The 19906-nt window shown below is 69.3% G+C and carries 13 protein-coding genes and 6 pseudogenes; 8 read left to right on the top strand and 11 right to left on the bottom strand.

Annotated features, from left to right (window positions below):
* Nucleotides 1-9 precede the first annotated feature (9 nt).
* From ACFJGX_RS22320 to ACFJGX_RS22310, 3 genes and pseudogenes are all read left to right on the top strand, one after another.
* On the top strand, nucleotides 10-963 hold the full coding sequence (locus ACFJGX_RS22320) for a histone deacetylase family protein (RefSeq protein WP_382323789.1): 954 nt from the start codon (nucleotides 10-12) through the stop codon (nucleotides 961-963).
* Nucleotides 964-998: 35 nt separating this feature from the next.
* Nucleotides 999-1806, top strand: a pseudogene (locus ACFJGX_RS22315) (enoyl-CoA hydratase).
* A 27-nt stretch (nucleotides 1807-1833) separates the two neighbouring features.
* Nucleotides 1834-3163 (top strand): annotated as a pseudogene (locus ACFJGX_RS22310) (mechanosensitive ion channel family protein).
* Here the strand turns inward: ACFJGX_RS22310 and ACFJGX_RS22305 are convergent.
* The 4 genes and pseudogenes from ACFJGX_RS22305 to ACFJGX_RS22290 all read right to left on the bottom strand — a co-directional run.
* Complete coding sequence (locus ACFJGX_RS22305) at nucleotides 3140-4435, bottom strand: TRAP transporter large permease (protein WP_382323792.1); 1296 nt, start codon at nucleotides 4433-4435, stop codon at nucleotides 3140-3142. The pseudogene ACFJGX_RS22310 and the gene ACFJGX_RS22305 overlap by 24 nt on opposite strands.
* Nucleotides 4432-4944 (bottom strand): TRAP transporter small permease, encoded by a 513-nt coding sequence (locus ACFJGX_RS22300; protein ID WP_382159437.1) that lies wholly within the window; start codon nucleotides 4942-4944, stop codon nucleotides 4432-4434. Before ACFJGX_RS22300 ends, ACFJGX_RS22305 begins: the two co-directional genes overlap by 4 nt.
* 79 nt (nucleotides 4945-5023) lie before the next feature.
* Entirely contained in the window at nucleotides 5024-5500 is a 477-nt protein-coding gene (locus ACFJGX_RS22295; protein WP_382327096.1) for a hypothetical protein, read from the bottom strand.
* 118 nt (nucleotides 5501-5618) lie between these two features.
* Nucleotides 5619-5891 (bottom strand): annotated as a pseudogene (locus ACFJGX_RS22290) (ABC transporter substrate-binding protein); the annotation flags it as partial.
* On the opposite strand from ACFJGX_RS22290, the gene ACFJGX_RS22285 reads away from it, so the two are divergent.
* Nucleotides 5779-6066, top strand: a complete 288-nt coding sequence (locus ACFJGX_RS22285; protein ID WP_382327094.1) for a hypothetical protein — start codon at nucleotides 5779-5781, stop codon at nucleotides 6064-6066. The pseudogene ACFJGX_RS22290 and the gene ACFJGX_RS22285 sit on opposite strands and share 113 nt — an antisense overlap.
* 95 nt (nucleotides 6067-6161) lie before the next feature.
* On the opposite strand, the gene ACFJGX_RS22280 is transcribed toward ACFJGX_RS22285, so the two are convergent.
* The 4 genes from ACFJGX_RS22280 to ACFJGX_RS22265 all read right to left on the bottom strand — a co-directional run bounded on the left by ACFJGX_RS22280 (nucleotide 6162) and on the right by ACFJGX_RS22265 (nucleotide 11789).
* Nucleotides 6162-6737 (bottom strand): hypothetical protein, encoded by a 576-nt coding sequence (locus tag ACFJGX_RS22280; RefSeq protein ID WP_382323794.1) that lies wholly within the window; start codon nucleotides 6735-6737, stop codon nucleotides 6162-6164.
* 258 nt (nucleotides 6738-6995) lie between these two features.
* On the bottom strand, nucleotides 6996-9362 hold the full coding sequence (locus tag ACFJGX_RS22275) for a CHASE2 domain-containing protein (protein ID WP_382323795.1): 2367 nt from the start codon (nucleotides 9360-9362) through the stop codon (nucleotides 6996-6998).
* A gap of 7 nt (nucleotides 9363-9369) precedes the next feature.
* The gene (locus tag ACFJGX_RS22270) at nucleotides 9370-11076 is read right to left on the bottom strand and encodes a FecR domain-containing protein (RefSeq protein WP_382327092.1); all 1707 of its coding nucleotides are present in this window, start codon (nucleotides 11074-11076) and stop codon (nucleotides 9370-9372) included.
* 2 nt (nucleotides 11077-11078) lie between these two features.
* Nucleotides 11079-11789, bottom strand: coding sequence for a response regulator transcription factor (locus tag ACFJGX_RS22265; RefSeq protein WP_382159427.1), 711 nt, complete (start codon nucleotides 11787-11789; stop codon nucleotides 11079-11081).
* A 337-nt stretch (nucleotides 11790-12126) separates the two neighbouring features.
* On the opposite strand from ACFJGX_RS22265, the gene ACFJGX_RS22260 reads away from it, so the two are divergent.
* The 4 genes and pseudogenes from ACFJGX_RS22260 (at nucleotide 12127) to ACFJGX_RS22245 (ending at nucleotide 16761) form a co-directional block, all read left to right on the top strand.
* A complete protein-coding gene (locus ACFJGX_RS22260) occupies nucleotides 12127-12876 on the top strand; it encodes an electron transfer flavoprotein subunit beta/FixA family protein (RefSeq protein ID WP_382159425.1) in 750 nt (249 codons plus the stop codon).
* 11 nt (nucleotides 12877-12887) lie between these two features.
* Nucleotides 12888-13821, top strand: a pseudogene (locus tag ACFJGX_RS22255) (electron transfer flavoprotein subunit alpha/FixB family protein).
* A 79-nt stretch (nucleotides 13822-13900) separates the two neighbouring features.
* Complete coding sequence (locus ACFJGX_RS22250) at nucleotides 13901-15691, top strand: acyl-CoA dehydrogenase (protein WP_382323798.1); 1791 nt, start codon at nucleotides 13901-13903, stop codon at nucleotides 15689-15691.
* 88 nt (nucleotides 15692-15779) lie between these two features.
* Nucleotides 15780-16761, top strand: a pseudogene (locus tag ACFJGX_RS22245) (NAD(P)H-dependent flavin oxidoreductase).
* Nucleotides 16762-16768: 7 nt separating this feature from the next.
* Here the strand turns inward: ACFJGX_RS22245 and ACFJGX_RS22240 are convergent.
* From ACFJGX_RS22240 to ACFJGX_RS22230, 3 genes and pseudogenes are all read right to left on the bottom strand, one after another.
* A complete protein-coding gene (locus ACFJGX_RS22240) occupies nucleotides 16769-17599 on the bottom strand; it encodes a thioesterase family protein (RefSeq protein ID WP_382323799.1) in 831 nt (276 codons plus the stop codon).
* 69 nt (nucleotides 17600-17668) lie between these two features.
* On the bottom strand, nucleotides 17669-19312 hold the full coding sequence (locus ACFJGX_RS22235) for a penicillin-binding transpeptidase domain-containing protein (protein WP_382323800.1): 1644 nt from the start codon (nucleotides 19310-19312) through the stop codon (nucleotides 17669-17671).
* A 100-nt stretch (nucleotides 19313-19412) separates the two neighbouring features.
* Nucleotides 19413-19775, bottom strand: a pseudogene (locus tag ACFJGX_RS22230) (transglycosylase domain-containing protein); the annotation flags it as partial.
* Nucleotides 19776-19906 lie beyond the last annotated feature (131 nt).

Below are 19906 nucleotides of genomic sequence, written 5' to 3'. Positions count from 1 at the left end.
AAAACCCCCATGAGCCAGGCCACTGGGTATTTCACCCACAAGGATTGTTGGAGACACGAGATGGGCGCCGGGCACCCGGAGTGCCCCGAGCGGCTCGATGCCATCGAAGACCGCCTGCTGATCAGCGGCCTGGACGTCGCGCTGGAGCGCCGCGAGGCCACCCCCGCCGCGATCGCCGACCTCGAACTCGCCCACGGCCGCATGCACCTGGCCTCGCTGCGCGGCCTGAGCGACCAGCTGCGCGACGACATGGCCGCCGGCGGCCCGGACCATGCGCAGGTCGATCCGGACACCTCCATCAACGCCCACAGCTGGGACGCGATCCTGATGGCCGCGGGCGCCGCCATCGACGCGACCGATGCCGTGATGGCCGGTGAACTGGCCAACGCTTTCTGCGCGGTGCGCCCGCCGGGCCACCACGCCACGCGCAACCAGGCCATGGGTTTCTGTTTCGTGAACAACGTGGCCGTGGCCGCCAAGTACGCGCTGGAGCGCCATGGGCTGCAGCGCGTGGCCATCGTCGACTTCGACGTGCACCACGGCAACGGCACCGAGGACATCGTGGCCGGCGACGAGCGCATTCTGATGTGCAGCTTCTACCAGCACCCGTTCTACCCGGTGTGCGAGCACTCGACGGCGAGCAACCTCGTCAACCTGCCGGTGCCGGCCTACACCAAGGGCATGGACATCCGCGAGCTGGTGGACATGATGTGGCTGCCCCGGCTGGAGGCCCACAAGCCGCAGATGCTTTTCGTGAGCGCCGGCTTCGACGCGCACCGCGAGGACGACATGGCGCAGCTCGGCCTGGTGGAGCAGGACTACGCCTGGCTGACCGAGCGCATCAAGGAAGTGGCGCAGCGCCACGCCAAGGGCCGCATCGTGAGCTGCCTGGAAGGCGGCTACGCCCTGAGCGCGCTGGGCCGCAGCGTGGAAGCGCACCTGAGGGTGCTGGCGGGCGTCTGAACTTCCGCGGCGCCCGGGCGTCCCATAATGTTCCGATGACCGAGCCCACTTCTTCTTCCCCTCCCGCCGAGCCGGTGCTGCTGAGTTCGCGCGATGCGCGTGGCGTGCACACGCTCACGCTGAACACGCCGCGCAGCTTCAATGTGTTGTCCGAGGCCATGCTGGCTGCCCTGCAGTCGGCGCTGGACGCGGTGGCCGCCGACCCGCAGGCGCGGCTGGTCGTGATCGCCGCGAACGGGCGCGCCTTCTGCGCCGGGCACGACCTCAAGCAGATGCGCGCCACGCCCGAGCTGGCCTACTACCAGAAGCTGTTCGCGCAGTGCTCGCGCCTGATGCTGGCCATCCGCAAGCTGGAGGTGCCGGTGATCGCGCGCGTGCAGGGCCTGGCGACCGCCGCGGGCTGCCAGCTGGTGGCGCAGTGCGACCTGGCGGTGGCGAGCGACAACGCGAGCTTCGGCGTCAACGGCATCGACGTGGGCCTGTTCTGCGCCACGCCGGGGGTCGCGCTCTCGCGCAACATCCTGCCCAAGCAGGCGATGGAGATGCTGCTCACCGGCGACTTCATCTCGGCCGACGAGGCCAGGGTGCGCGGCCTGGTCAACCGCGTGGTGGCCCCCCGATGCGCTGGACGCCGAGCTGCAGGCTCTGCTGGAGCGCATCTTGCGCAAACCGCGCGAGGCCCTCGCCATGGGCAAGGCCTTGTTCTACCGCCAGCTGGAGACCGGCCTGGAGTCGGCCTACCAGCTCGCCGGCCAGAGCATGGCCTGCAACATGGCGCACGAGGTGGCGCAGGAGGGCGTGCAGGCCTTCATCGACAAGCGCCCGCCGTCCTGGCGCGCCTGAGCTTCCGACACCCGTTTCCGATCCGACATGAATCCCTCCACCAATCCCAAACCCATCGACGACATCGGCCTGTGGCTGGCCGGCTTCACGCAACCCACGGTGCTGGTCGAACTCGCCGCGCTGGCGATCTGCGTGGCCCTGGCCTGGAGCTTCAGCTGGGCGCTGCGCAACGCCTTGCGCATGCAGGAGGACAAGAGCTCGGTGCTGTTCGGCCGCCGCCTGATCGACGGCGTGATGTTCCCCCTGGCCTTGCTGCTGCTGGGCTACATCGCGCGCGCCATCGTCACCAAGTTCCTGCCCCTGGCGGCGTTCAAGGTGCGCCATTCCCGTGCTGGTGTCGCTGGTCGTGATCCGCGTGGGCGTGAAGGTGCTGCAGGCGGCGTTCACCACCGCGCCCTGGGTGCGGGCGCTGGAGCGCACGATTTCCTGGGTGGCCTGGCTGGCCATGGTGCTGTGGGTCAGCGGCCTGTTGCCGGTGGTGCTGGCCGAGCTGGACGACATCACCTGGAAGATTGGCGCGAGCACCCTGAGCCTGCGCACCCTGCTGGAGGGCGCCATCACAGCCGGCGCGGTGATGATCCTCGCGCTGTGGGTCTCCTCCGCGATCGAGTCCCGGCTGCTGCGCAAGGCCACCGGGGGCGATCTGTCGATGCGCAAGGCGGTGAGCAACGCGACGCGCGCGCTGCTGCTGTTCGTGGGATTGATCATCGCCCTGTCGGCCGTGGGCATCGACCTCACCGCGCTCTCCGTGTTCAGTGGCGCCATCGGCGTGGGCGTGGGCTTCGGCCTGCAGAAGCTGGCGTCCAACTACGTGAGCGGTTTCGTGATCCTGGCCGAGCGGCGCCTGCGCATCGGCGACAACGTGAAGGTGGACAGCTTCGAAGGCCGCATCCTCGACATCAACACCCGCTACAGCGTGATCCGCTCGCCGGCGGGGCGCGAGTCCATCGTGCCCAACGAGCTCATGGTCATCAACCGGGTGGAGAACCTTTCGGGGGCGCTCACGCGCGTGTGGCAGACCTCGGTGGTGTCGGTCGCCTACGACAGCGACGTGGACCTCGTGAGCCGCCTGCTGCTGGAGGCGGTGAGCGCGCAGGCCGATGCGCTGAAGGACCCCGCCCCGCAGGCCTCGCTCTCGGCCTTCGGCGCCGATGGCCTGGAGTTCACGGTGGGTTACTGGATCAACTCGGGCGACGGCGCCGAGCAGCTCAAACTGAAATCCCTCATCAACCTGCAGATCCTGCGTTCGCTGCAGCAGCACGGCATCGACATCCCGTCGCCGCAGCGCGTGGTGCACATCAAGGAAATGCCACCGCTCGAAGGCCCGAAGGACTCAGCGGTTCATCAGGCTGGGTAACCACAGCGAGATCGCCGGGAAGGCGATCAGGATGCCCAGGCGCACGATGTCGGCCATGACGAAGGGCCAGACGCCCTGGAAGATCGTCTTGAGCTTGACCAGCGGCAGCAGCGAGTTCATGACGAACAGGTTCATGCCCACCGGCGGGGAGATCATGCCGATCTCCACAATGGTGACGATCAGCACGCCGAACCACACCGGGTCGAAGCCCAGGCCGGTGATCACCGGGAAGAACACCGGGATGGTGAGCAGCACCATCGACAGCTCTTCCATCACCAGGCCGAGCGCGACGTAGATCACCATCATCACCACCACCACCATGATGGGGTTGGGGCTGAACTGCAGCAGGAAATCGCGCAGGTCGCCCGGCATGCTGGTGAAGTTGACGAAGCTGGTGAAGACCATCGCGCCGATCAGGATGGTGAACAGCATGGCCGTGGTGCGCGTGCTGTCGACCAGGATGTCCATCAGCACGCGCGGCGTGAGCGCGCCACGCAGCAGGGCGAACAGGAAGGCGCCCGAGGCGCCCACGCCCGCGCCTTCGGTGGCGGTGAACACGCCACCGTAGATGCCGCCGATGACCAGCGCGAACAACAGCACCACCGCCCAGATGCTGCGCAGGGCGGCCAGCCGCTGTCCCCAGTTGAAGCGCTCCCCGGGTGGGCCCGCCAGCGGGTCGCGCCAGCTGATGTAGACCACCGCCGCGCACAGGCAGGCGATGGCGACCAGGCCGGGCAGCACACCCGCGATGAACAGCTTGCCGATGTCGGTCTCGGTCATGATCCCGTAGATCACCATGATGGTGGACGGCGGGATCAGGATGCCCAGCGTGCCGCCGGCCGCGATGGAGCCGGTGGCCAGCGTGTCCTTGTAGCCGTGGCGCTTCATCTCGGGGTAGGCCACGCGCGTCATGGTCGCGGCGGTGGCGATGGACGAGCCGCAGATGCAGCTGAAGCCGCCCGAGGCGATGACGCTGGCCATCGCCAGGCCGCCCTTGCGGTGGCCGACGAAGGCGTTGGCGGCGGTGTAGAGCTCGCGCGCCATGCCGGCGCGGGCCACCAGGTTGCCCATCAGCACGAACAGCGGGATGACCGAAAGCACGTAGGCGAAGCCGGTCTCGAAGATCACCTGGCTGGTGCTGGCGAAGGCCGGGGACCAGCCGCGCATCAGGCCCAGGCCGGTGATGCCGACGATGGCCATCGCCAGCGCGATGGGGATGCGCAGCAGCGCCAGGGCGAAGACGGCGAGGAAACCCAGGCTGGCTTCGATCATGTCGCGCCCCCGTCGAAGGTGGTGGGTTCGGGGTGGTGGGGCGCGGGCACCGTGACGAACACGAACAGCAGGTGCACCAGGCCGGTGAGGGCCAGCATGGCCGCCATCATCCAGGCCACCGGGGCGATGGAGAGCTGCAGGTGCACCGTGGTGTCGCCGTACTCGGTCAGCCGGTCCGCGCGCGTCGTCATGAGGTAGGCCAGGAAACCGAAGGTGCCGGCGCAGATCAGGTGGACCACGCGCGCCTGGATGTCGCGCACCCACTCGGGCAGCATGCTGTCGAGCGAGTCGAAGACCACGTGCTCGTTGCGCCACGACACCAGGGGCATGGCGCCGAAGATCACGATCACCATGAGGATCTCGGTGAGCTCCAGCCCGCCGGGCACGGAGTGGCTGAAGAAGCGGCGGCCGGTCACGTCCACCAGCGTGAGCCACATGATGGTGAACAGCGCCATGGCGGCCATGAGGCCGGTGGACCAGCGCAGGATGCGTTCCAGCGTCTTGAGCATGAAGGGGCCTGATGTGAAAAAGCCGGCTGGGCAGTGTGCAACAGACTGCCCGGCCGGCCGTGGGAGGTGGTGCGCTGGCTTACTTTACCTTGGCGATTTCGGCGCGGAACTCGGCGAGCACCGCCTTCGGGTCTTTCAGGCCCTTGGCCTGCGCGGCCTCGGCCCACTTGGTCTCCAGGCCCGCCTGCTTGTCCTTCACGGCCTGCACGAAGGCCGCGTCGGCCACGATGCGGGTCACGCCCTGGGTCTTCTGGAGTTCGCGGCTGGCCGCGTCGACGCGGTCCCAGCCCTCGCCGAAGATGCGCGCGGCGGTTTCGCCCGAGAGCTTGTCGATCACGGCCTTGTCCTGCGCCGACAGGGCGTTGTACTTGCCCTCGTTCATCATGAAGACGAAGCTGGTGTTGTACAGGCCGCCGGGGAAGGTGGTCGCGTGCTTGACCATGCTGAGCTTGAACGAGGCGACCGACTCGTCGGGGAAGAAGGTGCCGTCCATCACGCCGGTGGACAACATTTCGAACGACTCGGGCGCGGGCTTGAGCGTGGTGTTCCAGCCCATGGCCTTGGAGAGTTCGTTGATGTTGCCGCCGCCGATGCGGAACTTGAGCTTGGCGAGCGTCGGCCGCGCTGGCCACCGCCTGTTTGGTGGTGAAGATGATGCCGGGCCCGTGCGTGAACACCGCCAGCGTCTTCACACCGCGGTGTTCGCCCAGCGGCGCGAAGTACTTGCTGTAGATGCGCTGGTAAGCCAGCGAGGTGGCGGTGGCGCTGTCGCCCAGGAAGGGGAATTCGGCGACCTGGGTGTTGATGAAGCGCCCGGGCGTGTAGCCGTCCACCGTGTACGAGATGTCGGCCAGGCCGTCGCGCACCGCGTCGAAGGTGCCGGGCGCCGCGGCCACGCCCTTGGGCAGGATGTTGCATTTCATGCGGCCCGCGCTGTCTTTTTCCAGCAGGTCGCACCAGCTCTTCTGCGCCATGCTCAGCGTGTGCGTGGGCGGCACCCAGCTGGAGACGGTGAAGACGGTCTGGGCCGAGGCCACGCCGCCCGCGAGCACGGTGGTGGACAGCACGGCGGTGGCAAGACAGCGAAGTTTCATGGGGTCTCCTGGGCGCGTTCGGGGGTGACCGGCCTCCCTCGGAGGCGGCGAAATCACTATAGGTCAAGCCCTTGTGCGGCCCCCTCCAGACTTACCCGGATGGCCCTGAGTCGCTGTCGTCGCCTAGTCGTTCGGGGGGAGTTCCACCGGGTGGGCGGGCTGCAGCCGGGGCCGCGAGGGGGTGGCGTGCAGCGCGTCGCTGCCCAGCGTTTCGAGCAGGCGCGCGCCGGCGGCGAGCTGCTGGTGGGCCGGCAGGTAGCGCAGGTCGCCGAACAGGCGCAGGGCGTTCTCCGGCGGCGTGGCCGCCCGCGTGGCGAGGTACCAGAGGCGGAACACATGGGCCTCGTCGCACAGCGGCATCTGGTGGATCAGGTTCATGACCGAGGCGAACAGGTAGTCGGCCGCGCTCTCGGTCGGGGTCTTGCCGCTGCCGGGCGTGCCGTGATCGCTTTGCCAGACGGGGCTGTTGACCAGGCGTTGCAGGCGCCGGGCCCGGCCCAGGCCCCGGTCCACCTGCAGGTTGGCCTCCCAGCTGCGCACGGGGTCGTCCAGCCCCTTGCAGGGCGAGGTGGCGCGCGCCAGTTCCATCGCCAGCGAACGCGCTCGCTCAGGCTCCTGGCGGCTGAACAGCAGGCGCACCGTGCGGCCGAGCATGCGCATGGTGTGGATGAGGGGGTCGACGGGGAGAGGGGTGGTCATGCTGCTGAACTCGTCACGGGTCAGAACGTGCAGCGCAGCCTCGGGGGGAACACGGTTTCTCGGGCACCGCGTTGCACAACCGAGGCGGCGCCCGTCTCCAGGGAAACGGTGCGGTCTGTTCGGTCTATCGTGTGGGTGCTCATGTCGTCAAAGGGAAATCGGGGAACGAGACATCAGCGTAGCCTCGACCCGTTTCGCAAACAAACGGTTTAACAGTCGCTTAACAGAGCGACCGTGTAAAGCGTGGAATGCACCCTCCTAGGGCAGGTGGGGGCTGGCGGCGAGCGTGAAATGGAAGGTCGTGCCATGGCCGGGCTGGCTGATGACCTCGATGCGCGCGCCGTGCCGTTCGATCACGGTGCGCACGAACACCAGCCCCAGGCCCACGCCGCGCGTGGCGCTGTGCTCGGGATCGAGCCGGGCGAACTGCTGGAACAGCCGCTGCTGCTGCTCGGGCGTCATGCCCGGGCCCTGGTCGGTGATGGAGACCCGCCATCCCCCGGTCGCCGCGTGCACGGCGCACAGCACCTCGGTGCCTTCGCCGCCGTACTTCACCGCGTTGCCCAGCAGGTTGGCGATGGCCCGGGTGAGCAGGCCGCGGTCGGCTTCGCACAGGGCCGGTGCATCGGGGCGCACCACCAGCAGGTTCACGCGCTGCGCCTGGGCCTGCGGCCAGACCTCGTCCACGGCCTCGTCGAGCAGGTCCACCAGGTCCACGGTGTCCAGGCGGTAGGTGCTGGATTCGGCCCGGGCCAGTTGCACGAACTCCTCGGCCAGGTCCAGGGTGCGGCGCGCATGCCGTTCGATGCGGCCCAGCGTCTCGGGCCGCATGGGCTGCTGGGGGTTCATGCGCTGCACTTCCAGCAGCGCGAGGATGGAGGCCTGCGGCGAGCGCATGTCGTGCGAGATGAAGCGCAGGGCCACGTCGCGCTGGCGCTCGGCCTCGCGGATCGGGGTGATGTCGACCAGGCTGGTGATCCAGCTGGTGGTCTGCCCATCGGTGTTGAAGCAGGGCACGAAGCGCACCAGCAGATCGCGCCCGGCGGCGTCGCGCGCCTCCGCCCCCCAGGGCTGGGTGGCGTGGTGCAGGCGCTCCATGTCGAACACCGGCTGCTGGGTGCCGGTGCGGTGCACGCCGCGCAGCAGCTCGCCAAGGGGGTAGCCCCGCAGCCGCGCCACCTTCTGCCGGCTGAAGTACTGGTAGGCGGCCTGGTTGCCCGCGAGCACGTGGCCGGAGGCGTCGGCGATGAGCGTGGCGTCGGGCAGGCTGTTGAGCGTCTCGCTGACGAAGCGGTGCAGGTTGCGCAACTGTTCGGAGGCGTTTTGCAGCGCGTTGATGTGGCGGTCCAGCAGATCGCCCGAACGGGCCGCCGGCAGCATGGTGGGCAGGTCGCGGCGGGTCTCCATGCGCCGGAACTCCTCGAGCAGGTAACCGAGCGCCGCGCGCAGGCGCCGCCACACCCACAGCGGATAGGCCAGCAACACGCCCAGCAGGGCGGCCGAAGGCGCGAAGTGCAGGCCGGCCACGGACGGCGCGAGCGCGGCGGCCACGACGGTGGCGATCAGCAGCGCGGCGCTCGCCAGCAGCGAGGCGGTGGGCGCCAGCAGCAGCACCGCCAGCAGCGCGAGCCCCACCGGCACCACGCTGAACAGCGCGTTCTGCCAGGCATTGGCGCGTTCCAGCCGCTGGTCGAGCAGCAGCGCGTTCATCACGTTGGCCGCGATCTCCACGCCGTCCATCAACTCGGACTGGCCCGAACGCGGCGTGGCATAGGCGTCGCCCATGCCGGCGGCCACGGCACCCACGAGCACGTACTTGCCCGCGAACTGCTCGGGCGGCACCTGGCCCCGGAGCACGTCGACGTAGGACACGCGCGGGAAACTGCCCGGTGGTCCGGCGAAGGGAATCTGCATCCAGTGGTCGCGCTGCCAGGCGTCCGGGCTCTTGGGCGGCGGCGCCCGCTCGCCGGGCAGGGGCTCGGGCAGCGCGAAGCCACCCACGCGCAACAAGGCCACGGCGAACTGATCCCACCACTGGGTGCCGTCGCCTTCGCGCAGGAAGGTGCTGCGCACGATGCCGTCGTTGTCGATCTCCAGGTGCACGTGGCCGATGGCGGCCGCCGCCGAGGCGAGCTCGGGTGCCGGGTCGGTGCGGGTCAGCTGACCCGTGCCGTGCCGGTCCATCAGCAACAGGGGCAACACCACCTTGCCATTGCGCGCGATGGCCTCGCCGAGCAGGGCATCGTCCACGGCGTGGTCGCGGCCGGGTTCCACCAGGATGAGGTCCAGCCCCACGGCACGCGGCCCCGCGGGGGTGATGCGGTCGAGCAGCGCGGCATGGAAGGCGCGGCGCCAGGGCCAGAGGCCGATCTCGCTCAGGCTCTTGTCGTCGATGGCCACGATCACGATGTCGGGCGACACCGCCTGCCGGCCCAGCCGCGTGAGCTGGTCGGTGAGGGCCAGGTCGATGTGCTCCAGGCTGCGCGAGCAACCCAGGGCGACCACGCCGGCCAGCAGGGCCGCCGACAGCAGGCCCCATTCGAGCCAGCGGGTGCGCGGACGGCGCGCGCGCGCCAGCGGCTCCTGCATCTGGGAGGTGGTGGATTCGGTGGGCCGCGTGTCCAAGCGAACGTCAGCGAAGGCCGCGCAGCACCGGCCGGCCTTCGCTGCTGTGGAGCGGCCGGTTGTCCGAGGTCACGACGCGCGCGTGCACGTCCAGGCGCTGCGGTTCGCTCCACGCGCCGGGCAGGCCGTCGGCGTCGATCTGGCGCACCCGAAGGTGGTACGTGCCGGGCGGCGGCATGGGCCGGGTGAACACCGCCTCGGCGAGCGACTGGTCGTCCAGCAGGCGGGCGAAGGCCGCGTCGTGCGCGAGCTGGAGCTGATGGCGCCAGGGGCCGCCGGGGCTGGTGGTCCAGCTCACCGCGAGCGTGTCGGTTCCCGCGCCGCCCAAGGTGGGGGTGGACGGGGTGGGCGGCAGGGCGACGACCTGGAACGGCATCGGTCGGCTGAAAGGCCCTTGGTCGCGCTCGCCCTGCGCATCGCGGGCGACCGCCGCCACCCGCCAGACGTAGGCGCCGGGTGCGAGCGGGCGAACGGTGTGCTGGCAGCGGTCGAGGTCGGGCGTTTGCGCGACCAGGTCGGTGAAGCTGGCGTCGCGCGCCACCTCGAAGCGGTAGCCCACGGCCGTGGCGCCTTCGGTGCACAGCAGTTCGATGGCGGGACCCACCACCCGGCTGCCCTGGCGCGGTTCGCGCAGCAAAGGGGCCGTCGGGTGCGCGTTGACGACCAGGCGGCGCACCGCCTCGGTCCCCGGAATGCCCTGGCCATCCATGGCGCGGACCGCGAGCAGGTAGGTCCCATCGTCCAGCGCCGCGAAACGCGCCACGGGTGAGGGGAAGACGGCGTTGCGCACCACGCGCTCGGCCGCGTCGTCGCTGGCGATGCGCACCTGCCAGGCCGCGGCGCCGGCTTCGCGGGCGAGCGGCAGTTCGATCAGCGAGGCGTCCTCGAGCACGTCGGGCACGCCGGAGAGGTCGGGCGGCGCGAGCAGGGGCGCCACCACCGTTGTGTTGCCCACGCGCGCGCCCTGGCCGGCGTGCACCAGGGTGCCTGCCGCATTCGTGGGGGTGGCGCGCGAGCGCACCTGGATGGCGCCTTCGCGCACATCGCTGATCAGGTCACCTCCGCTGCCCACCGCCACGCCGAAGGTGGTGCCGCGCACGCCGCCCACGGCGCGCGGCGTGCGCACCTCGAAGCGGCTGCGGGGAGAGGCCAGTGGCTTGACCGTGGCATCGACCCGGCCGCGCTCCAGGTCGAGGCCGGACTGCGCATGGCCGGGCGCGGGCGCATGCCGCAGTTCGCGCAGGCGCACCTGCGTGCCGGCCGAGAGGCGCACCACCGAGCCATCGGCCAGGCGCAGGGTCACGAAGCCGTCGTCACCCACCTCGATCTGCGCGCCTTCGCTCACCTGTCCGCCGACCACCAGCGGCGCGGCATGGGCCTGGGACGCCCCCTGGCGCACGCTGGCCTGGCCCGCGACGTGCAGCACATCGGCCACCGCCGGCTCGGGGCGCGCGAGCGCGGCGGGAATCACCAGCTGGCTGCCGGGTCTCAGGCGGCGCGGATGGCTCACCTGGTTGAGGCGCTGCAGTTGCGGCCACTGGCTCGGGTCGTCCAGGTAACGCTGCGCGAGGTCGTACAGGTTGTCGCCCGGCTGCACGGTGTGCACGCGGTCCTGCTGCGCGAGCGCCAGCCCGCTCCAGCAGAGCAGGGCGGCGGCGGGGGCCACCAGGCGCCAGGGCGAACGCAAAGGGGGTTGAGGGGCGGTGCGGGGCATGTTCAATGGGCCAGGGCGGCCGGCACCGGGCCGAGGTCTTCGAGCCGGTACCCGTGGCTGTAGACGGACACCAGCTTGTAGCCCGACTCGGCGCGCAGGCTCAGTTTGCTGCGCACGTGGGACATGTAGACGTCCAGCGAGCGCGACGAGATGTCCGCGTCGATGCCCCAGACGGCCTCGATCAGGTGGGCGCGCGAGAGCAGGCGGCCCATGTTGCGGAACATGAGGAAAGCGAGGTCGAATTCCTTGCTGGTCAGGGTCGAGAGTTCGGTGCCGTCGACGCGCACCACGCGGTCCTGCACCAGGAAACGGTAGCGGCCCCAGACCAGCTCCCTCGGCGCCGGGGCGTGGCCGCCCCGTCGCAGCAGCGCCATCAGGCGCGCGCGCAACTCCCCCACGCGGGCGGACTTGACCATGTAGTCGTCGGCGCCGCAGTTCAGGCCTTCGATGATGTCGCGCTCGTCGCTGCGGTTGGTCATCATCAGGATGGGCACCGGTGCCATCGCGGTGTCGCGAATGGCGCGGATCACGTCCAGGCCGGGGATGTCGGGCAGTTCCCAGTCGACGATGAAGAGGTCGAACGTCTCCTTGGGCAGCACGCGCAGCAGCGCGTTGGCATTCTCGAACAGGTGGCAGTCGTGGCCCATGGATGCGACGACCACCCTGACCAGATCCAGCTGCGCGGGATCGTCATCAATGGCGGCAATGCGCATGTGGCTCGGGCAGGTGCTTCAAAGGATTAAAAGAAACAGAATGTGTTTGCACGAATATATCGATGGACCTGCGGTGTTGCAGCCGTTTTGACAATCTATTAAGAAATCAAACGGTCATTCCGAGACCGAAGGCACGTGCCGTTTCACTAGGGAGACTTCCATCCAGGGGCAATAGCGCCTACAATGGCAAAAAAAGCACGACCGTTCTTTTCTCGGTTTGTGCGTCGCCCACGAGGGCAGCGCCCATGAGGCGGCTGACCATCCGCATACAATCCTTGAGTTGACGTGCACGTCAATTCGTGACGACATTTTTCCAATCATCAGGAGCAACCCAATCATGAAGGTCATCGTCCCCGTCAAGCGCGTGGTGGATTACAACGTCAAGGTTCGCGTCAAGAGCGACGGTACTGGCGTGGACATCGCCAACGTCAAGATGAGCATGAACCCGTTTGACGAGATCGCGGTGGAAGAAGCCGTGCGCCTGAAGGAGAAGGGCGTGGTCACCGAGGTGATCGCCGTCTCCTGCGGCGTGACGCAGTGCCAGGAGACCCTGCGCACGGCCATGGCCATCGGCGCGGACCGCGCCATCCTGGTGGAGACCAGCGAAGAACTGCAGCCCCTGGCCGTGGCCAAGCTGCTCAAGGCGCTGGTGGACAAGGAACAGCCCCAGCTCGTGATCCTGGGCAAGCAGGCGATCGACGACGACTGCAACCAGACCGGCCAGATGCTGGCCGCGCTGGCAGGGCTTCCCCAAGCGACTTTCGCCTCCAAGGTCGAAGTGGCCGACGGCAAGGCCAGCGTCACGCGCGAAGTGGACGGCGGCCTGGAGACGCTGTCCATCACGCTGCCGGCCGTCATCACGACCGACCTGCGCCTGAACGAGCCGCGTTACGTGACGCTGCCCAACATCATGAAGGCCAAGAAGAAGCAGCTGGACATCGTCAAACCCGAAGACCTCGGTGTGGACGTGAAGCCGCGCATCAAGACCCTCAAGGTCAGCGAGCCGCCCAAGCGCGGTGCCGGCGTCAAGGTGGCCGATGTGGCCGCCCTGGTGGACAAGCTGAAGAACGAAGCCAAAGTGATCTGAGGACCTGACAAATGACCGCACTCGTTATTGCCGAACACGACAACGCCTCCATCAAGGGCGCGACCCTCAACACCGTGACCGCCGCCGCCCAGTGCGGGGGTGACGTGCACGTGCTCATCGCCGGCCACAACGCCGGTGAAGCCGCCAAGGCCGCCGCCGCCATCGCTGGCGCTGCGCAAGGTGATCCACGCCGACGCCCCGGGCTTCGAGCACGGCCTGGCCGAGAACGTCGCCGCCCAGGTGCTGGCCCTGGCCGGCAACTACAGCCACATCCTGTTCCCGGCCACCGCCAGCGGCAAGAACGTCGCGCCGCGCGTGGCCGCCACGCTGGACGTGGGCCAGGTCTCCGACATCACCAAGGTCATCAGCGCCGACACCTTCGAACGCCCGATCTACGCCGGCAACGCGATCGCCACCGTGCAGAGCACCGATGCCAAGCACGTGATCACCGTGCGCACCACCGGCTTCGACCCGGCGGCGGCCACCGGTGGCAGCGCCGCCGTGGAAACCGCCACGGCCGCGGCCGATGACGGCAAGAGCAAGTTCCTGGGCAGCGAGATCGCCAAGAGCGACCGCCCCGAACTCACCGCCGCGAAGATCATCGTCTCCGGTGGCCGCGCGCTGGGCTCCGCCGAGAAGTTCAACGAGGTGATGACCCCGTTGGCCGACAAGCTCGGTGCCGCCCTCGGCGCCAGCCGTGCCGCCGTGGACGCGGGTTACGCGCCCAACGACTGGCAGGTGGGCCAGACCGGCAAGATCGTCGCGCCTCAGCTCTACATCGCCGCCGGCATCTCGGGCGCGATCCAGCATTTGGCCGGCATGAAGGACTCCAAGGTGATCGTGGCGATCAACAAGGACCCCGAGGCCCCGATCTTCTCGGTGGCCGACTACGGCCTGGAGGCGGACCTGTTCACCGCCGTGCCCGAGTTGATCAAGGCACTCTGAGCCGCTTGAGAAAGACAAGGGCATCGTTCGCGATGCCCTTGCCGCATCTGCCCCCTGAATTTCCCCCGGAGACAAGACGATGAGCTACACCGCCCCCCTCAAGGACATGCTGTTCGACATCGAGCACCTGGCCCGCATCGACCAGGTGGCGCAGATGCCCGGCTTCGAGGAAGCCGGCCTGGAAACCGCGCAAGCCGTGCTCGAGGAGTGCGCCAAGCTCAACGAAGGCGTGATCGCACCGCTGAACTTCGAGGGTGACAAGAACCCTTCGTGGTTCAAGGACGGCGTGGTCACCACCACACCCGGTTTCAAGGACGCCTTCAAGCAGTACGCCGAAGGCGGCTGGCAGGGCCTGCAGCACCCGGTGGACTTCGGCGGCCAGGGCCTGCCCAAGACCATCGGCGCGGCCTGCGGCGAAATCCTCAACAGCGCCAACATGAGTTTCGCGCTGTGCCCGCTGTTGACCGACGGCGCGATCGAAGCCCTGCTCACCGCGGGCTCCGACGAGCTCAAGGCGACCTACCTCGAAAAACTGGTGAGCGGTCAATGGACCGGCACCATGAACCTCACCGAGCCGCAGGCCGGCTCCGATCTCGCTGCCGTGCGCAGCCGCGCCGAGCCGCAGCCCGATGGCAGCTACAAGGTGTTCGGCACCAAGATCTTCATCACCTACGGTGAGCACGACATGGCCGAGAACATCGTGCACCTCGTGCTCGCGCGCGTGACCGGCGCGCCCGAGGGCGTGAAGGGCATCAGCCTGTTCGTGGTGCCCAAGTTCATGGTGAACCCGGACGGCTCCCTGGGCGCGCGCAACGACGTGCATTGCGTGAGCATCGAGCACAAGATGGGCATCAAGGCCAGCCCCACCGCCGTGCTGCAGTATGGCGACCACGGCGGTGCCGTGGGTTACCTCGTGGGCCAGGAAAACCGGGGCCTGGAGTACATGTTCATCATGATGAACGCCGCGCGCTACGCCGTGGGCGTGCAGGGCATCGCGATCGCCGAGCGCGCCTACCAGAAGGCCGTGGGCTACGCGAAGGACCGCGTGCAGAGCCGCCCGGTCGATGGCTCGATGAGCGCGGCCGCGCCCATCATCCACCACCCGGACGTCAAGCGCATGCTCATGACCATGCGCGCGTCCACCGAAGGCTGCCGCGCCATGGCCAGCGTGGCCGCCGCCGCGTACGACGCCGCCCACCACCACCCCGATGCCGAGGTGCGCAAGCAGAACGCGGCCTTCTACGAATTCCTGGTGCCCCTGGTCAAGGGCTACAGCACCGAGATGAGCCTGGAAGTCACCAGCCTGGGCGTGCAGGTGCACGGCGGCATGGGCTTCATCGAGGAGACCGGCGCGGCGCAGTACTACCGCGACGCCAAGATCCTCACCATCTACGAAGGCACGACCGCCATCCAGGCCAACGACCTCGTGGGCCGCAAGACCGCGCGCGATGGTGGCACCGGCGCCAAGGCCATCGCGGCCCAGATCGAGAAGACCGAAGCCGAACTGGCGACGCGCGGCAGCGCCAACGCGAAGGCCGTGCATGCGCGCCTGAAGGCCGCGCGCGAGGCCTTCGTGGACGTGGTCGAGTTCATCGCCGCCAACACGCGCGCCAACCCCAACGCGGCCTTCGCCGGCAGCGTGCCCTACCTCATGCTCGCGGGCAACCTCGTGGCGGGCTGGCAGATGGCGCGCGCGCTGATGGTGGCCGAGGACCAACTGGCCCAGGGCAAGGACGCGGCCTTCATGCAGGCCAAGATCACCACCGCGCGCTTCTACGCCGACCACCTCCTCAGCCGCGCCCCGGGCGTGCGCGACAGCATCGTGGACGGCGCCGAGGCCGTGACCGCGCTCGCCATCGAGGCCTTCTGATCGCGGTTTTCGCGCGCCCTGTCGCCGCATCGACAGGGCCTCGCCCCGCGCTGCCCCCAGAATCCTGACGAACCCCAACGGAGACACCATGATCGCACCCGCCCGCAGCCTGCCGCTCGTTCTGAAGAACCTGAAGTTCCCGGTGATCGGCTCGCCGCTGTTCATCATCAGCAACCCCAAGCTCGTGATCGCGCAATGCAAGGCCGGCGTGGTGGGCTCCATGCCCGCGCTCAACGCCCGCCCGGCTTCGCAGCTCGACGAATGGCTGGCTGAAATCACCGAGGCCCTGGCCGCGCACGACAAGGCCAACCCCGACAACAAGGCCGCGCCGTTCGCGATCAACCAGATCGTGCACAAGAGCAACGACCGGCTGGAGCACGACATGCAGCTGTGCGCCAAGTACAAGGTACCGATCGTGATCACCAGCCTGGGCGCGCGCGAGGACGTGAACCAGGCGGTGCACGCCTGGGGTGGCATCGTGCTGCACGACGTGATCAACAACGTGTTCGCGCACAAGGCGATTGACAAGGGCGCCGACGGCCTGATCCCCGTGGCCGCCGGTGCCGGTGGCGCACGCCAGCGTGAAGAGCCCGTTCGCGATGGTGCAGGAAATCCGCGAATGGTTCGGCGGCCCGATCGCGCTCTCGGGCGCCATCGCCTCGGGCGGTGCCATCCTGGCCGCGCAGGCCATGGGCGCCGACCTGGCCTACATCGGCTCGGCCTTCATCGCCACCGAGGAAGCGCGCGCGGTGGACGGCTACAAGGAGATGATCACCGCGTCGGACTCCGACGACATCGTCTACAGCAACTTCTACACCGGCATCCACGGCAACTACCTCAAGGGCAGCATCAAGAACGCCGGCATGGACCCGGACAACCTGCCGCAGAGCGACCCGAGCAAGATGAACTTCGCCACCGGCGAGGGCGCCAACGCGGCCAAGGCCTGGCGCGACATCTGGGGCTGCGGCCAGGGCATCGGCGCGATCCGCGAGGTGCTGCCCGCCGCCGACCTGGTGGCGCGCTTCAAGCGCGAATACGCCGAGGCCAAGGCGCGCATCTGCGCGGGCTGAGCGCGCCTCAGGCGCGTTCGCGCATCACCAGGGTCTGGGTCGCGACGCCGATGGGGCCGTGCACGTCGTAGAGGCGTGACAAGGTGGTGCCCACGCCGCCACCGTGGGCCTGGGTTTCCGAGCGCAACCCGATCCACTCGCCTTCGGGTGGGCGGTGCAGGTGCAGGCTGAGGTCGGCGTTCGAAAACAGGTAGCGCTCGGCCGGCAGCACCCAGCTCAGGCCATTGCCGAAATCGGCGGCGGCCGCCGCCCGCATGGCAGGGGAGTTGGGCCGACCCTGCACCAGCGGCACACTCAGGCGAAACCAGGCGGCGGCCGGGCCGGGCTGCGCGGCATCGCCCTGAGCCATGCGGTGGTCCATGGCGGACTGGTAGAACGAGACACCATCCGGCAGGCCAGGAATGCGCAGCCGCTCATGGCATTCGTCGGGCAGCGGGCGCAGCAGCTCAGGCGACCAGCCCGGCAAGCCGGACGGCAACTCGAACGGCTGCCCGCGCACCAGGAGCGCATGGCCCCGGGCCACCAGAACATCGTCAGCGAACAGGTCGATCGTCATGCGCGTGGTGGAGCGACCCGGGTGGGTGTCCAGGCGCGAGGTCAGCGGCGCCACCGGCACCGGCTTGATCAGCTCGATGCTCAGGCGCGAGAGCTGCCAGGCCGGGTCGGGCAGGGCGCTTTCGGCCAGGTGCACCAGCAGGGCACAAGGCGCACCGCCGTGCTGGGCGCGGGCGTCCCAGGGGCCGCGGGCCAGCACGCTGGGCTGCCAGCGGGTGCCGTCCTGTTCGAACACGGCGGTGGGAAGGGCGGCGGCGTCGGGAGAAGGGGCGGCAGGGCTCATGGTGAGCCGATGATAGGTGCGCGGTCCGCGCTGGGCTGTCGCCGCCGTGCAGCGCTCAGGGGCCTTCGCTCAGGGCCTGGACTCGCCGCGCAGCCAGGCACCGAACGAGTTGAACACCTTGCCGATCTCGCTGCCGAGGTTGGTCTTGTACTGCACCCCGCTGGTGTCCGAGATCTGCGACACCCAGCCGCCGTCGTGCCATTCGGCGTACAGCCAGTCCTCGCCATCGCGCACCAGGCCTTCCGGCGGGGCGGGCGGTTGCGCCACCGGCACGCCCTTGAGCGCCGCGCCCATGTAGTCGATCCAGATCGGCAGCGCGATGCGCCCGCCCGACTCGCCGCCGCCCAGGCTGCGCGGCTTGTCGTAGCCCACCCACACGGCCGCGGCCAGCGAGGGCTGGTAGCCGGCGAACCAGGCGTCCACCGCGTCGTTGGTGGTGCCGGTCTTGCCGTAGATGTCGGGCCGCTTGAGCAGGGCCTGGGCCCGCGCGGCGGTGCCGGCGCGCGCCACGTCGTTGAGCAGGCTGCCGACCACGTAGGCGTTGCGCGCGGGAATGGCACGGGTCTCTTCGGTCAGCGGGGGCGCGGCCGGGGCTTCGAACAGCACCTTGCCCTGCGCGTCGGTGATCTTCTCGATCACCACCGACGCCACCGGCCAGCCGCCGTTGGCCAGGGTGGCGTAGGCCTGGGCCATCTGCAGCGGCGTCGCGCTGCCGGTGCCCAGGGCCAGGGTGAGGTCGTTGGGCTGGCGCGCCACGTCCAGGCCGAAGCGCCCGGTCCACTCGCGCGCGGGTTGGGTGCCGGTGTGCTGCAGCACGCGCACGCTGGCCAGGTTGCTCGAGCGCTTGAGCGCTTCGCGCACCGAGATCGAGCCCAGGTGTTCGCCGCTGGCGTTGTTCGGGCTCCAGCCGTTGGCGGCGGTGAAGGGCAGGTCGTCCACCATCGTGGCCGGCATCACACGCGCTTCGAGCGCGGCGGAGTAAAGCAGGGGCTTCAAGGCCGAGCCCGGCTGGCGCCAGCCCTGCGTGACGTGGTTGAACGGCTGGTTGGTGAAGTCGAAGCCCCCCACCAGCGCGCGCACGCGGCCGGTCTGCGGGTCCAGCGCGACGAGCGCGGCCTCGGCCTCGGGCCATTGCGAGATGGCCCACAGCGGGGTCTTCTTGTCCTTGGCCTTGCCGTTGGCGACCACGCGCAAGATGGCGCCGCGCGTGATCTTCAGGGGCGCCTTGGCCTTGGCGTCGAGCGCCTTCTGTGCCCAGCGCAGGCCCTCGCCCTGCACGGTGATCCGTTCGCCGCTGGCCAGCTGCACCTCCAGCGCCGTCGGGCTGGCCGAGAGCACGATGCCCACGCGCAGGGTCTCGTCGTCGCGGTGGTCCTTGAGCGCCTCGGCGGCCGCGCGCTCCAGTTCGGCGCCGTTGCCCGAGGGCAGCGACTCGGTGTCTTCCGGGCCGCGCCACGCGCCCCGGCGTTCGAAGGCCAGCACGCCGCGCTGCACGGCGGTGTGCGCGGCGCGCTGGTCGGCCGCGCGCAGCGAGGTCGTCACGCGCAGCCCGCTCGAATAGGCCTCGGTGCCGAAGCGCTCGACCACGGCGCGCCGGGCCATCTCGGCCACGTGGGCCGCGTGCACGCTGCGCGTGCCCGGGGTGCGGATGACCAGCTTCTCGGCGCGCGCGGCGGCGAGCTGCTTGTCGTCGATCGCGTCGACGGCGCGCATGCGCTCGAGCACCACGCGCTGGCGCTGCGTGGCGCGCTCGAAGTTCGCCGACCGGGTTGGCGTAGTACGGGTTCTGCGGCAGGCCCGCGAGCATGGCGGTCTCGGCCAGCGAAAGCTTGTCCAGCGGCTTGCCGAAGTAGATCTGCGAGGCGGCGGCGAAGCCGTAGGCGCGCTGGCCCAGGAAGATCTCGTTCATGTAGATCTCCAGGATGCGGTCCTTGGAGATCTCGTCTTCCAGCTTGAGGGCCAGCCAGATTTCCTTGGCCTTGCGCTCGGCCGAGAACTCGCGCGTGAGCAGCATGGTGCGCACCAGCTGCTGCGTGATGGTGGAGGCGCCTTGCTTGCGCCCCCCGGTGATCACGGCCAGCACCGCGCGCGCCATGCCCTTGGGGTCCACGCCCGAGTGTTCGCGAAAGCGCGCGTCTTCCACCGCCAGCACGGCCTGCTGCAGCTGCATCGGCATGCGCGAGAGCGGCACGTAGTCGCGCCGCTCGGTGCCGAACTGCGCGATTTCCTCGCCGTCGGCGGTGTAGACCTGCAGCGGCAGCTTGGGCTGGTAGTGGACGATGCGATCCAGCGAGGGCAGGTCGAAGG

Origin of the sequence: Hydrogenophaga sp. UC242_50, assembly GCF_042697355.1 — a bacterium.
Classification (GTDB): Bacteria; Pseudomonadota; Gammaproteobacteria; order Burkholderiales; family Burkholderiaceae_C; genus Hydrogenophaga.
Note: the sequence above shows the minus strand (reverse complement) of the source record. Positions and strands in the feature narration are given on the sequence as shown.

Coding starts and splice junctions, on each gene's coding strand:
- ACFJGX_RS22295 (WP_382327096.1), bottom strand. CDS start 5,500: ATGGGCTGGAACACCACGCTCAAGCCCGCGCCCGAGTCGTTCGAAATG.
- ACFJGX_RS22320 (WP_382323789.1), top strand. CDS start 10: ATGAGCCAGGCCACTGGGTATTTCACCCACAAGGATTGTTGGAGACAC.
- ACFJGX_RS22235 (WP_382323800.1), bottom strand. CDS start 19,312: ATGCGCGCCGTCGACGCGATCGACGACAAGCAGCTCGCCGCCGCGCGC.
- ACFJGX_RS22300 (WP_382159437.1), bottom strand. CDS start 4,944: ATGCTCAAGACGCTGGAACGCATCCTGCGCTGGTCCACCGGCCTCATG.
- ACFJGX_RS22305 (WP_382323792.1), bottom strand. CDS start 4,435: ATGATCGAAGCCAGCCTGGGTTTCCTCGCCGTCTTCGCCCTGGCGCTG.
- ACFJGX_RS22265 (WP_382159427.1), bottom strand. CDS start 11,789: ATGCGCATTGCCGCCATTGATGACGATCCCGCGCAGCTGGATCTGGTC.
- ACFJGX_RS22260 (WP_382159425.1), top strand. CDS start 12,127: ATGAAGGTCATCGTCCCCGTCAAGCGCGTGGTGGATTACAACGTCAAG.
- ACFJGX_RS22270 (WP_382327092.1), bottom strand. CDS start 11,076: ATGCCCCGCACCGCCCCTCAACCCCCTTTGCGTTCGCCCTGGCGCCTG.
- ACFJGX_RS22240 (WP_382323799.1), bottom strand. CDS start 17,599: ATGAGCCCTGCCGCCCCTTCTCCCGACGCCGCCGCCCTTCCCACCGCC.
- ACFJGX_RS22280 (WP_382323794.1), bottom strand. CDS start 6,737: ATGACCACCCCTCTCCCCGTCGACCCCCTCATCCACACCATGCGCATG.
- ACFJGX_RS22250 (WP_382323798.1), top strand. CDS start 13,901: ATGAGCTACACCGCCCCCCTCAAGGACATGCTGTTCGACATCGAGCAC.